This window comes from Streptomyces luomodiensis (assembly GCF_031679605.1).
GTDB classification, from domain to species: domain Bacteria; phylum Actinomycetota; class Actinomycetes; order Streptomycetales; family Streptomycetaceae; genus Streptomyces; species Streptomyces luomodiensis.
Genome location: NZ_CP117522.1, coordinates 5,219,012 through 5,231,864 on the forward strand (window position 1 = coordinate 5,219,012; position 12,853 = coordinate 5,231,864).

Annotated in this window: 12 protein-coding genes; 5 read left to right on the forward strand and 7 right to left on the reverse strand. The window is 69.2% G+C overall.

From position 1 onward, the window contains the following. Positions 1-46: 46 nt before the first annotated feature. A complete protein-coding gene (locus PS467_RS21935; RefSeq protein WP_311036698.1) occupies positions 47-2,095 on the reverse strand; it encodes a CocE/NonD family hydrolase in 2,049 nt (682 codons plus the stop codon). Between the two features lie 142 nt (positions 2,096-2,237). Continuing rightward, on the reverse strand, positions 2,238-3,575 hold the full coding sequence (locus tag PS467_RS21940; protein ID WP_311036699.1) for an ATP-grasp domain-containing protein: 1,338 nt from the start codon (positions 3,573-3,575) through the stop codon (positions 2,238-2,240). A 185-nt stretch (positions 3,576-3,760) separates the two neighbouring features. Here PS467_RS21940 and PS467_RS41935 point away from each other — a divergent pair, with 185 nt between their 5' ends. Beyond that, positions 3,761-4,126, forward strand: a complete 366-nt coding sequence (locus PS467_RS41935; protein ID WP_349256469.1) for a con-10 family general stress protein — start codon at positions 3,761-3,763, stop codon at positions 4,124-4,126. Positions 4,127-4,351: 225 nt separating this feature from the next. Here PS467_RS41935 and PS467_RS21955 read toward each other — a convergent pair whose 3' ends face one another. Then, entirely contained in the window at positions 4,352-4,744 is a 393-nt protein-coding gene (locus PS467_RS21955) for an ANTAR domain-containing protein (RefSeq protein ID WP_311036700.1), read from the reverse strand. 600 nt (positions 4,745-5,344) lie between these two features. Here PS467_RS21955 and PS467_RS21960 point away from each other — a divergent pair. Together PS467_RS21960 and PS467_RS21965 are read left to right on the forward strand one after the other, a co-directional pair. Continuing rightward, entirely contained in the window at positions 5,345-5,995 is a 651-nt protein-coding gene (locus PS467_RS21960) for a DUF4232 domain-containing protein (protein ID WP_311036701.1), read from the forward strand. A gap of 264 nt (positions 5,996-6,259) precedes the next feature. Further along, positions 6,260-6,985 (forward strand): DUF899 domain-containing protein, encoded by a 726-nt coding sequence (locus PS467_RS21965; protein ID WP_268973367.1) that lies wholly within the window; start codon positions 6,260-6,262, stop codon positions 6,983-6,985. Positions 6,986-7,155: 170 nt separating this feature from the next. Here the strand turns inward: PS467_RS21965 and PS467_RS21970 are convergent, their stop codons facing one another. The 3 genes from PS467_RS21970 to PS467_RS21980 all read right to left on the reverse strand — a co-directional run bounded on the left by PS467_RS21970 (position 7,156) and on the right by PS467_RS21980 (position 9,757). Then, entirely contained in the window at positions 7,156-8,370 is a 1,215-nt protein-coding gene (locus PS467_RS21970) for a serine hydrolase domain-containing protein (RefSeq protein ID WP_311036702.1), read from the reverse strand. Positions 8,371-9,110: 740 nt separating this feature from the next. Next, positions 9,111-9,512 carry a PIN domain-containing protein gene (locus tag PS467_RS21975; RefSeq protein WP_311036703.1) on the reverse strand — a complete coding sequence of 134 codons (402 nt, stop codon included), beginning with the start codon at positions 9,510-9,512 and terminating at the stop codon, positions 9,111-9,113. Further along, positions 9,509-9,757 (reverse strand): hypothetical protein, encoded by a 249-nt coding sequence (locus PS467_RS21980; RefSeq protein WP_311036704.1) that lies wholly within the window; start codon positions 9,755-9,757, stop codon positions 9,509-9,511. The genes PS467_RS21975 and PS467_RS21980 overlap by 4 nt, the downstream gene beginning before the upstream one ends. Positions 9,758-10,045: 288 nt before the next feature. On the opposite strand from PS467_RS21980, the gene PS467_RS21985 reads away from it, so the two are divergent. After that, positions 10,046-10,591, forward strand: a complete 546-nt coding sequence (locus PS467_RS21985; RefSeq protein WP_311036705.1) for an AAA family ATPase — start codon at positions 10,046-10,048, stop codon at positions 10,589-10,591. A gap of 245 nt (positions 10,592-10,836) precedes the next feature. Here the strand turns inward: PS467_RS21985 and PS467_RS21990 are convergent, their stop codons facing one another. Further along, the gene (locus tag PS467_RS21990; protein ID WP_311036706.1) at positions 10,837-11,982 is read right to left on the reverse strand and encodes an FAD-dependent oxidoreductase; all 1,146 of its coding nucleotides are present in this window, start codon (positions 11,980-11,982) and stop codon (positions 10,837-10,839) included. A gap of 79 nt (positions 11,983-12,061) precedes the next feature. Between PS467_RS21990 and PS467_RS21995 the strand changes: the two genes are divergently transcribed. Next, entirely contained in the window at positions 12,062-12,757 is a 696-nt protein-coding gene (locus PS467_RS21995) for a TetR/AcrR family transcriptional regulator (protein ID WP_311036707.1), read from the forward strand. Positions 12,758-12,853 lie beyond the last annotated feature (96 nt).

Below are 12,853 nucleotides of genomic sequence, written 5' to 3' on the forward strand. Positions count from 1 at the left end.
AAGTTTTCGGAGTACTTCCGGATCGTCCGGGCGTCGCGGTGGGCGGTTACAGACAGTCCCGGGGCAGCGTCTCGTTCCAGCTGCGGGAGAACACCCGCCGGTCGCCCTCGTAGCCGTCCAGCGTGGCGTCGATGAAGAACTCGGTCTCGCTGGACCGCAGCACCGTGCTCGTCACCACCCGCGTCTCCCAGTCGTCGCGGTGGAAGCGCATGGTCCAGGTGGACTCGCCGCCCACCGAGGTGAAGTCGTCCGCGACGGCGGTGTAGCGCTCGTAGGCCCGGCGGCCGACGTCCAGCCCGATGTCCTCGAACCGCTGGATGCCCGCGTCCTTGACGATCTCCAGCTCGGACCGGTAGCCGACCAGGTCGCGCTTGACGTCCCAGCGTTCCTCGGGAGGCGTGAGCCGGGTGGTGGCGATGGGGGCCGCGCCCTCGGGTTCGCCGAACGGACGCTGGGGCCCGTCCTCGCCCGACGGCGCCCGGCGCAGCGGCAGGGTGAGGGTGCTGGCGCCCTCGTACACGCTCAGCAGGACCGGCCTGGGCGGGGGCCAGGCGAGCGGCCAGTACGACGTGGACAGCGACAGCCGGATGCGGTGGCCGGGCGGGAACGCCTGCGCCACGCCGTTGAGGTGCACGCGGGCGCGGTAGCGCCGGCCGGGCTCCAGGGGTTCGGGGGTGCCGATGGACTCGCGGTGGGTGAGGTTGAGCAGCCCGTAGGTGACGCGGGTGGCGCGGCCGTCCGGAGCCACGTCGGACAGCCGGGCGGCGACCATGGCCACCGGTTCGCTGACCGACAGCTCCAGTTCGACGGAGGGGGAGCCGAGGATCTCCACCCGCTCGGTGAGCGGTTCGGTGTCGAACACCAGTGAGCCGCCGTCCTCCTCCCGCTGGTCGTACGGCAGGTCCGGAGGCGCGTTGTAGGAGGCCCACTTGCCGGCGAACTGGCCCACGGACAGCGGGGACTGAACGGTCAGCGCCGTGCCGCCCGGGTCCTGTTGCCGTTCCTGTTGCTGTTTCTGTTTCTGTTCCCCGATGCGGTGGCGCGTGAGCGGGTGCGCGACCGGCTCGACGTTCGGGGAGGGCCACTGGGGCTCGTCCACCCAGCGGCCGGGCCGTTCCTCGTAGGCGGTGGAGGGCGGCACGCTGTCCTGCATCCAGGTCCGCAACATGGGCCCGTCCATGACGCCGTTGTCCACCCCCTTCAGCCAGTGGTCCCACCAGCGCACCACCTCCTGGAGATAGCCGATGGCGGGGCCGGGCTCGCCCAGGTGCGGGTACTTGTGCGACCAGGGGCCGATCAGGCCCTTGCGCGGCACGTCCAGATGGCTGAGCAGCCGGGTCACGGCGTTGGAATAGCCGTCCGCCCAGCCGCTGGAGGCCAGCACCGGGCACCGTACGGCCTGGTAGTCCTCGCACACCGAGGCGTGCCGCCAGTAGTCGTCGCGGCGCTGGTGGCGCAGCCACTCCAGCACCCAGGGGCGGGCGTTCTCCAGCCGCTCCCGCCACATCTCGCGCCAGCGCTCGCCGACCACCGCCGGGTCCGGCGGGCAGGTGGCGTACGCGAACATCGTCCCCGCCTCGGCGAGGTTGTCCGACAGCAGCGCACCGCCCATGTAGTGCATGTCATCGGCGTACCGGTCGTCGGTGAAGGAGGCGATCACGATGGCGCGCAGGGACGGCGGCCGGCGGGCCGCCACCTGGAGCGCGGCGAAGGCGCCCCAGGAGATGCCCATCATGCCGGTGGTGCCGTCACACCACGGCTGCTCGGCGAGCCACGCCAGGATCTCCTCGGCGTCGCTCTGCTCCCCCTCCAGGTATTCGTCCGTCAGCACGCCCTCCGACTCGCCGGTACCGCGCAGGTCGACGCGGACGCAGGCGTAGCCGTGGCCGGCGATGTACGGGTGGTGGATGGAGTCGCGTACGGCAGTCAGATCGCGTTTGCGGTACGGGATGTACTCCAGCACCGCCGGCACCGGCTCCTCGTCCGAGGACGTGGGACGCCAGATGCGGGCCGACAGGCGAACGCCGTCGGACATGGTGATCGTGACGTTTTCCTCTTCCTTCGTCGCACATGGCAGATTGCTCACGAGGCGCATAGGGCCGACATGCTCCTTCCTGGCGTCCTGGCGTCCTGGCGTCCTGGCGTCCTGGCGTCCTGGCGACTTTTCTTGCGAGACGGGTGGCACGGGTGCCCCCGGACGCCACCGGCACACCACCCGCGCCCGGGGCGACCGAGGCTCAACCGACCTGCCTCTCCCTCTCCGTGTCCGTCTCCGCCTCCTCCAGGCCGCCGTCGGGGGCGGTGGCGTCGAAGAGGCGGTTCAGGGCGGCGACACAGCGGTCGTACTTCTCGCGCAGGTCCGCCTCGCTGTCCCCGCCGGTGAAGATGTGGGCCAGTTCGAAGCTGTAGCTGTCCTGCTGCGCCATCTGCGACAGCCGCTGTCCCTCCTCGGGCACCACCTCGATCCGTACGCCCGGGATCTCCCGCTCGATGCGCTCGATCTCCTCCTCGACGGGGGTGTCGTGGACCACTCCGTCGGCGAACCACCGGTAGTACCACTTGGCGGCCATGTCGTAGGGGCCGGCGCGGTGCGGCAGGGCCGGGTCCTCGCCGAGAGCCAGGCTGAGCATGCAGTGGTGGTTGGACACCCCGTCCACGTAGGCGAAGAGCTCGGCGTGCGACTGGGAGTGCCGGGGGTTGATCTCCAGCAGATTGATCTCGTCCGTGCCCGGGTCGTAGAAGTACTCGATGCTGAACGTCGCCCCGTCCATGCCGATCTGCCGCATGACCCGCCGGGAGACGTCGTGCAGCCGCCGGATCACCGGCTCGGGCAGCGTGGAGGGGTACTGGTGGCGCAGAAAGCACGGGCTGTCGGGGTAGTCGATGGAGTCCAGCACGCCGTAGACGGTGACCTCGCCGTGGTGGACGTATCCCTCCACGGCGACCTGCACTCCGGTCAGCGCCTCCTCCGCGAGACACACCTGCCCGCCCACGCCCTCCATCTCGGGCGGCAGGTCCAGCCGTTCGAGGATGGCGTCGAACGGCCTGCCCACGCGGCCGATGCCGTCGCGGATCTCGGCGACCGCCGCCCGGAACTCCTCCTCGTCCTTGACGGAGAAGGCCAGCTCCGAGGAGTACGCCAGGGCCGGCTTGAGCCACATCGGAAACCGGACGCCCTCCGGCGGCCGCGGGTCCCTCGCCTCCAGATCGACCCGGCCGAACCGCGGATGCTCATCGATCACCTTCCGCTGCTCCAGCCGACTCCAGTACTTGTGCTCGCACTTGACCACCGACTCCAGGCTCGTGCTGCGCGTGCCGTAGCGCTCGCTCAGAATCGGCACGAGCGTGCTCACCGGGAAGTCCCAGTAGCCGACGATGGCGTCGACGCTGCCCTCGAAGGCATCCAGAACACCCTCCGCCTTCGCGATGAGATCCGCCACGGAGACCTCGCCGCCCTGTAGATCCTCGACCGTGAGCAGGCGATGGAACCGGTACCGGTGGGCACCGGGGCCACTCTCCAGGATGGGCACATTGGCCTCGTCCAGACCGATCACAAAGATGTTCTGCTCGTCCACGGAGTCCCTCCCTGCGCTGACACTTTCCGGCGCTCTGGGTACCCCTCAGCGGGCCGTCAATCCCCGGTGCGACCTTGAGTTCAAACTGTTCAAACCGGCTGGGGCGGTGCCCTGTTTAAGTCTGGGATCTCGGGTACCCGCTGCCCCGGACAGCACGAAACTCCGCGAATGAGGAGGAATCAGTGATGGCTGACAATCCCGGCAACTTCGCCAACGACCCGCAGCGGGCTTCGGAGGCTGGTCAGCGGGGTGGCCACGAGAGTGGTGGCAACTTCGCGAACGACCCGCAGCGGGCTTCGGAGGCCGGTCAGAAGGGCGGCCACGAGAGTGGTGGCAACTTCGCGAACGACCCGCAGCGGGCTTCGGAGGCCGGCCAGCGGGGCGGTCACGAGAGTGGTGGCAACTTCGCGAACGATCGGCAGCGGGCTTCGGAGGCTGGTCAGCGGGGTGGCCACGAGAGTGGTGGCAACTTCGCGAATGACCGGCAGCGGGCTTCGGAGGCCGGCCAGAAGGGCGGCCGTGAGAGCGGACGCGGCCAGGGCGGTGGCTGAACCAGCCGCTGCTGGGCGCAGTGGGCAGGAGCCATAGCCCCTGCCCACTCGCTCCGGGAGACCGGTGGGCCGGACGCCACGGCGAACGGCCCACCGGTCTTTCTCTCGCCCACCGATCCTTCTCTCAGGCGGAGGCCGTCTCAGGCGGAGGCCAGTCTCAAGTGGAGGCGTCTCAGACGGAGACCGTCTCAGACGGAGACCGTCTCGGATGGAGACCGTCTACGACTACGCCGAACCGGAACGGTGGCGGCGGAACGCGGCCGCCATGGCCTTCTCCACCTCCGGCGCCAGGCGGCGGCGCTCGGTCGTGGCCACGAGCTGGGTCGCGACGTCACGCAGCTTGGTGTTGGTGTGCTGTGAGGTTTCCACCAGCACCTCCCACGCCGTCTCGGCCGGGCACGGCACCATGGCCATCACCATGCCCCGGGCCTGGTCGATCACAGGGCGGCTCGCCATCGCCTCCCTGAGCTGAGCGGTTTCCTCAGCCAGCTGAGCGACCTCGGCCGCCAGCCGCGTCTCACGCCTCGACGCGTCGCGCCCCCTCCGTCTCTTCCCCCTGTGCGCGGCGGCCGGGCCGACCGCGCCGACGGTGCGGGCGTGACCAGGGACGGTGCTCATCAGCTCGTACTCCTGCCTGTGGTGACCCCTTCCAGGGCTTCATGGGCAACGCCACCAACTCCACCAACGCCACCAGCGCACTTTCGAGCGCGTAGGGCGTATGTAGATGCAAAAGCGGCACCGGAGGCTGTTTCGCCAACCTGCCGGTGCCTACGCGAGCGACGTCGCATGCGCGCATCGAGCAGGTTGCCACTGACGCCATCGGTTAAACCACCCCGGAGTCCCGCGTCAGCGGCCGTCCAAGAGGTGACGACGGTGGGCCCGTCACCAGCCCCCAACAACGGTGGGAAACAAGCCCTCTGCATACCCGTCAGGCACAGAGAAAGACACACAGTACGACGCTCAGTAACTCCCCTACGCACACCGACAGTTGGAACCACCCGTGCCGCCCCGGCCCTGAGCGCGGCCCAGCGGCGACGCCCCCGGTGCACCCACCTGTAGCTCCCCCTTCCCCTCGATTCACTCAATTCGCGAGGTCAGGGCGCTGCCAGCCCATTAGAGACGCGTTAGTAGGGTGGCAGCGGATCGTCAGCGCGGCCGGACAGTCTTGTTGTCACGGCCCCAGGACGGGGACAAACGCCCACGACAACAGGGGAACACATGTCACGTCGCATCACACTCCGTCACCTGCGCAAGGTCGCCGCCGGCGCGGTGGTCGCCGTCGCCGCGTTCGGGCTGACCGCGTGCCAGGACAACGCGGACGCCGGCGAGGGCACGAGTTCCTCCGCTTCGGCCAGCGCCTCGGACTCGGGCTCCTCCGACTCGGGCACCTCGGGCACCTCGGGGTCCTCGGGTTCCTCGGACTCGGATTCCGCCGGCTCCTCGGACTCCAGCGGCGGCAGCGACACCTCCGGCGGTTCGGGCTCCTGCAAGACCTCCCAGCTCGCGTTCAGCAGCTCCCATGGGATGGGCGAGGGCGATCTGATCGTCAACCTCAAGAACACCGGCTCCGCCGCCTGCACCCTCCAGGGCTTCCCCGGCGTCGACCTCAAGAGCAAGAACGGCACCGTCAGCGCCACCCGCAGCACCCTCGACGCGCCGAAGGTCAGCGTGGCGCCCAACGAGGAGACCCGCTTCACCCTCCACTACCCGCCGAACGACTCCGGCGGCAGCGGCGAGACCTTCACCACCCTCGTTGTCACCCCGCCCAACGAGACCCACTCCACGTCCCTGTCCGTCAGCATCAACGTCCCCGTCACCGACGAGACCACGTCCTCCATCAAGGTCGACCCCGTCGGCACCGGCAAGTAGGCACGCGCGGCGCGCTGACGTGATGACGCGCTGACGCAGAGATGACATCGCACCGCAGCGGCGCTTCCGGAACCATCCGGAAGCGCCGCGGGCGTTTGCCGGAGTCGCCGCGGGGAGGCCCGATCACACGTTTGATTTCTTGCCTTACGACGTGCGCCCGCACCGATGTCGGCCGACCCTGGACGCAGGGCCTGCCGAGCAGCGTCCGCTCACACTCCTGGTCCAGCGCATGAGCCGGGACCGCGTTGGAAGGTGAACGTCGACATGAAGACACCCCCGATCGTCTCGCCGCAAGAGTGGGAGGCCGCACGCGAGCGGCTGCTGGTGGAGGAGAAGCGGCTGACCCGCGCCCGCGACGCACTGGCCGCCAAGCGCCGGCGGATGCCATGGGTGGCGGTGGAGAAGGCGTACGAGTTCGACGGGCCCGAGGGCAAGGCGAGTCTGCTCGACCTGTTCGCGGGCCGTCGCCAGCTGATCGTCTACCGCGCCTTCTTCGAGCCCGCCGTATTCGGCTGGCCTGACCACGCGTGCCGCGGTTGTTCCATGGTCGCCGACCACGTGGGGGACCTCGCTCACCTGCACGCCCGCGACACCACCCTCGTCTTCGCCTCGCGCGCGCCGCAGCCGGAGATCGAGCGGGTGAAGGCCCGGATGGGCTGGACCATGCCCTGGTACACGATCACCGACGATTTCGACGCCGACTTCGACGTGGACGAATGGCACGGCACGAACGCGTTCATCCGCGACGGCGACAGGGTGTTCCGCACCTACTTCATCAACGCCCGCGGCGACGAGGCGCTGGGGAACACCTGGAGCTACCTCGACATGACCGCGCTCGGGCGGCAGGAGACCTGGGAGGACTCGCCCGAGGGCTATCCCCAGACGGCACCGTACGAATGGTGGAACTGGCACGACGCGTACGGCGACCCCGAGCCGGCGCCCGAGTGGCTGGCCCAAACCCGCCGAGGCCCCCGCCACCAGCCCGACTGAGCCGGTCGTCGGGCACCCGGGCCGGAGCGGGTGGGCACCGCCACTGAGCCCGTCGTCGGGCACCCGGGCCGGAGCGGGTGGGCGCCGCCGCGCACATCACCTGCACACGCACACGCACACGCTTCAGGCGACCAGCCCGGCGGCACCGCTCCCTTTCTTCTTCCGGCTCCTCACTTACCGCTGGTGGCGCAGAGCTCCCGGTCGACGAGGGCGTTCTTGGCCTTCTCGGTGGACTGATCGGGCGCGGAGTCGCCGGTCGTCGCCACCACGACGACCCGGCGGCCGTCGGCGCTGATGCCGTCCCGGGTGGAGAATCCGGGGATGTCCCCGCCGTGGGTGTAGTAGGACCCGCCGCAGGACAGCGGGACCTCCTGGAGCCCGAGGCCATAGCGCGCACCGGGCCACACCGCGTCCAGCCCCTCGGCCCGCACGGTGGTCTTCATCTCGGCCAGCTGGGCCGGGCGCAGCAGCCGGCCGCCCAGGAGTGCCGAGTAGAAGCGGGACAGGTCGGCTGTGGTACTGATCATGGCTCCGGCCGAGCCGGCCGCCGTGGGGTTGAGGGCGGTGACGTCCATCGTCGTACCGGTGCCGTAGAAGCTCGAGTAACCGTGCAGGTGGGTGCCGGCGATCCACGACTCGGTGTCCGGGGCGGAGGTGTGCCGCAGGCCCAGCGGGTGGATGATCCGCCGGGTCACCTCCTGCTGCCAGCTGCGTCCGGTCGCCTTTTCGATGATCATTCCGGCCAGGACGTAATTGGTGTTGGAGTATCCCCAGCCGGCGCCGGGCGCGAAGTTCGGCTTGTGCCGCATGGCGATCGCCACGAGCTGCTCGGGGGTCCAGGTGGTGTACCGGTCGGCCTGGAAGCCGTCCGCGGTGGTCATCTCCGGGAAGTCCGCGGTGAAGTCGTAGAGCCCGCTGGTGTGTTGCAGCAGCTGCCGCACGGTGATGTCGCGGCCGTCGTTGCCGTTGCCGGACACCGCTCCCGGCAGCCAGTGGTCCACGGTGTCGTCCAGCGAGATCCGGCCCTCGCCGACGAGTTGGAGTATCACCGTGGAGACGAACGTCTTGGTGGCGCTGCCGATCCGGAAACGGTCCCCGGCCCGCGCGGGCTGCCGCGTGGCGGTGTCGGCCACCCCGGCGGTGGCCGAGTACTGACCGCGGGGCCCGCTCGACCGGGCGACCACGCCGACCGAGCCGGTTCCGAGGATCGCGTCCACATCCTTCTGCAACGCGGCCCGGCCCGAGGCGGACGCCGCACCGGGGGATGCGGCCGAAGCCGCGGGCACCGCGACGGCGAGACCGGCCAACCCGGTCACGAGCGCCGTCGCCACGAGGCGGGAGGCGATCCGGGTCTTCGTTCGGGACGAACGCTGAGCCGATGTCATCAGGGGACGCTCCTTGCGGTGAGTACTGGTGGCGCGATGGACATGAACGTCTGTTGATCGCCGGTGCTCGCTGCACGAGGAAGAAGCGCTGCCACCCGGACATGGCGGCCACCCGCCAAGCCCGATTGCTCTCAACAACGAGAACGTTATCAGGTATGAGATCGGTAAGCCATCGCATCGGACGTCAGGCATCGGACGTCATGCGCCGGAGGTCAGACATGGGGGTGGGGGTCAGACGTCGGGTCGGCGGAAGCCCGAGGCAGTGCCGGGACCGGGCCGCGCGTGGCGGGCGTGAGCGAGTCGACCCGGGAAGCCATGATGGCCGGGGACGTTGGGGGAGACGACCGTGCGGAGTTGTCGGCCCGTGCTGGGTCGGTGCGCCCACCCGGGCGGAGAGACGAGGGATTCCGGCGCGGATCGGGCGCGGCGGTGACTCCGGTCACTCGTACCCGACTGCCGCGCTCAGCGCACGAGCGAAGAGTTTCCAGTCACCGTCCGCCAGCGGCTCCTGACCGAAGTTCGGTACCAACCCGGTGAGCCTTCGATCCATGCCGCGAGCGCCTCTAGGCAGTTCTCAAGCGTGGAACTCCCGACGGCGGGCGTACGGCTGGCTGCACCGGAAACGGTCGGCCCGTACTCCATCGCGAGCCCGGTCGAAAGGCATCGGCGCACCCTGCGGGATCACCCAGGGGTGGGGGTAGCGCGCCCGACAACAGGCGGCGTGCCAACAGGCCCGTGCCTCATAGGGCGATCAGCCGCACGCGGTCATCGCAGAGCTTGGCCATGTCGTCGGTGTCGGAGGTGACTACAGCGACTGGTGGCGGCTGGCGTAGTGCTGCCTCAGCGACGGTGGCGTCGATCGCGTATGTGTGCCCGTGCAGCCCTGCCGACTTGAGTAGTTCGGCAGCTGCCTTGGCCGCCTGTTCGGTGACGGGTTCGACCTTGACCCGCGACAGAGCCCAGTTCAGCCGTGGGAGATTCACTCGCGAATGGCTGACTTCGACGATGGTGTTGGCGCTGACGACGAGATCAGCTCCCATTTCATGGAACACCTGGAACATCGCGAGAACCTTGCGGTCCTGGGCGACCCAGGCGGATAGTCCCTGGGAGTCCAGGACGACGGTCTCAAGGTGTGTGCTCACGCGGCGTCCGTGTGGTCGGCACGGTCGGTGGTGCCGAAGATCTTGGCACGGGCTTCGGCCAGCTCTTCATCCGTGAAGGCGCCTTGCTCGTCCTGGTGGCGCCGCAGATCGTCACCGAGGAGCTGGTGCCTGAGCTGCCGGGCCACTGCTTCGGCCACATAGCCGGACACGTTGTCGGTGAGCTTCCTCAGCTCGGCGACCTGCTCGGTAGGCAGAGTGACGGTGATGCGCGTCGTGGCGGACATGAGTCGAGCATACTGCAGTATGCGTCCGGTCGGAGGCGGGCTGCGAACGGCTGTCCCTGTGAAAACCAAACGGTGCTCAGGCCACTGAGGTTTTCTCTCTGAAGATCACTTCCAACGCTGGTTGAGGACAGGTGCGGCGCGGGTGATGTCGCCGATACAGCGGGGGCTGAGTGTGATTAGGTGACCAACGTGAAGCCTCTGGTGGTTACGGACATGATCTTGTGGTGAGACCTGTCCTACCAGTGGCTTCACGGCAGTGACTCAGGCGCACCACGACGGGGGCCAACAGTGCAGGAGCTCAGTTCCGCGGTCGTGCTCGTCACAGGCGTCATGGCGTCCGGGAAGTCCACCATCGCCCAGCTGCTGGCCGAGCGGCTCCCCCGCTCCGTGCACCTGCGCGGCGACGGCTTCCGGCGGATGATCGTGTCCGGTCGCGAGGAGTTCACGCCCCAGCCGACCGCCGAGGCAGAGGCGCAGCTGCGACTGCGCTACCAGGCATCCGCTGCGGTCGCAGACCTGTACGCGCAGGCGGGATGGACGGTCGTCGTCCAAGACGTCGTCCTCGGCGAGCACCTGGATGCTTACCTAGACGCCGTGACGGCGAGGCCCCTGTATCTCGTCGTCCTTGCGCCCGGCCCCGAAGCAGTCACACGGCGTGAGGCCAGCCGCCACAAGAGCGGCTACGGCGGCCCCTGGACGGTCGACGTCCTGGACGACGTACTACGCCGGCACACTCCACGCCGCGGGCTCTGGCTGGACACGTCGATCCAGACACCCCACCAAACCGTGGATCAGATCCTCGCCGACCTTGCTACGGCTCGCATCGTCGGCTGAGAGAGCCCATCGCGAGGTCGCTGAGAGGGCGGGCCGGATCGACCGCGGGGCGTTGGGGCAGCAGTGCCGCGCATTGGTCCCACGGCGGATCGGTCAGCCATGCCGGAAGGACGGGCGCAGGTCTTCCCGGCGATCACAGCCCGGCGACACAGCCCGGCGATCACAGAGCGCCGCAACTCCATGATCACGGAAACCTGTGCCCGCCATGCCGTCGAGGCCCCCACCTCGCCTATCCGCGCGAACTCTTAGGCGAAGAAGGACTTCAGCCGCTCGGCCGCGTCCGGCGCGAGGCCCACCTTCTCCATCTGCGCCGCCCCTTCCGCGATCTCTGCCGCCCGGTCGAGCATCTCGGCCTCGTAGGTGCTGATGGCCGCCGCGAGGTCACCGCTGTTCTCCGCGATGGCCTGGGCCAGCATGATGCCGTCCAGCATCGCCTGATTGGCGCCATCGCCCACCGGCGGCATCAGGTGAGCGGCGTCTCCGAGGAGGGTGACATCCGGACGGGACTGCCACCGGGTGCCGACCGGCAGGGCCTCGATATTGCGCCCGATGAGCGAGCCGGGGTCGCAGGCATTGATCAGTCCGGTCAACTCCGGCGCCCAGTCGGGGAACAGTGCGTGCAGACGCGCCACGACGTCGGCCCACTCCGCGTTGCCGAACTGCTGGCGGTCGATCCAGCCCTCGTCGGTTCGGATCGTCACCGAGACGCGGATGCTGCCGTCGCCGGACCGCTGCGCTCCGAGGTTCAGGTTGTTGCCGAGGGTCATCAGGCTGCCCGGTCCGACGAAGTCCGCTACGTGCGGCTGACGCCGATCGGCGTCAGCGATGGTCAGCTGGAGATAGGCGGACAGGTGGACCGGCTGCGCGTCCGTGAGGAGGGCGCGGATGCGGGAGCGTCCGCCGTCCGCGCCGACAAGGAGGTCGCAGTCGCACTGGCTGCCGTCGGCGAAGTACAGCCGGTAGCCGCCGGCCGGCAGTTCCTCGGTACCGGTCAGGTGACGACCCCAGCTCATGGCACTGTCCGGCACCCTGGACATCAGCAGCTTCCGCAGAGCGCCGCGGTCGACCTCCGGCCGGGTGCCGCTGCCCGGCTCGGGGGCGTGCTCCGCCACGGTGTTGCCCCTGGGATCAAGAATGCGCAGGGACTCGCCCTCGGGCCGGGCCTCTGCCGCAAACGCGTCGGCCAGCCCCAGCTCCTCCAGGGCGCGCTGCCCTGATTCGGGGTGCAGATCGAGCGAGCCTCCCTGGGCGCGGGCGTCGAGGTCGGTGTCCCGCTCGTACACAGTGGCCGGCATCCCCTGCCGGTGCAGCATCCCCGCCAGCACCAGGCCGCCGATCCCGCCGCCGACGATGGCGATCCGCGGCCTCTTGTTCGTTTCGGTCGTGTCCATGCTTCCCTCCAGCTCGTTCCGTACAGCGTACGGAAGTTACCGTACACCGTACGGAACGATGCCGACGTACGGTAGTGCCGTGGAACTGATCTGGGAGCGTCCCGAACCACGTGGCCGCACGGTCGCACCCGTCGATCGGCGCCGGATCGTGGCGGCCGCCATCGCCCTGGCCGACGCGGAAGGGCTGTCCGGGTTGTCGATGCGCAAGGTCGCCGCCGCACTCCAGGTCAGCCCGATGCGGCTGTACGGCTACGTCGCCACCAAGGACGAACTGCTCGACCTGATGGTCGACGCCGTCTACGGCGAGATCGCGGCCGGACTCGGCGATCACCCTGAGCGGGAGGAGGCGCTCCTTGTGATCGCCGTCACCACCCGTGAATGCGCCCTGCGGCACGAGTGGTTCGTCGAGTTGATCGGCGGCAGGCCGCCCTTGGGGCCAAACGCTCTGACGGTGATGGAAGCCACCGCCGCCGCATTGGATCGCGCCCTTGGGCCGGACGGCGCCGACCGCATCATGGCGGCCCTCGGCGTCTACAACGCTTATCTCGTCGGCGCCGTCCGCAACGAGGTCACCGAGCTACGCCTCAACCGGGAGAGCGGCACCGAGGAGACGCAGTGGCAGGCGTCGGTCGGCGCCTACCTCGGCCGACAGCTCGAGACCGGCCGCTATCCGACGACGGCACGCATCCTCAACGGGGAACCAGAGGGCGACCCCGCCAAGACGTTCGCCGAGGAAGTCGCGATCATCATCCGCGGCGTGACCCACACCGGGTGACCTTGTACGCACGGGCTTCCGCAGTTCCCGGCATTGACCGCCATATCTGGTGCGCTTCTGGCGCGGGGGACGTTAGCCGAGCCATGTCACGCGGGT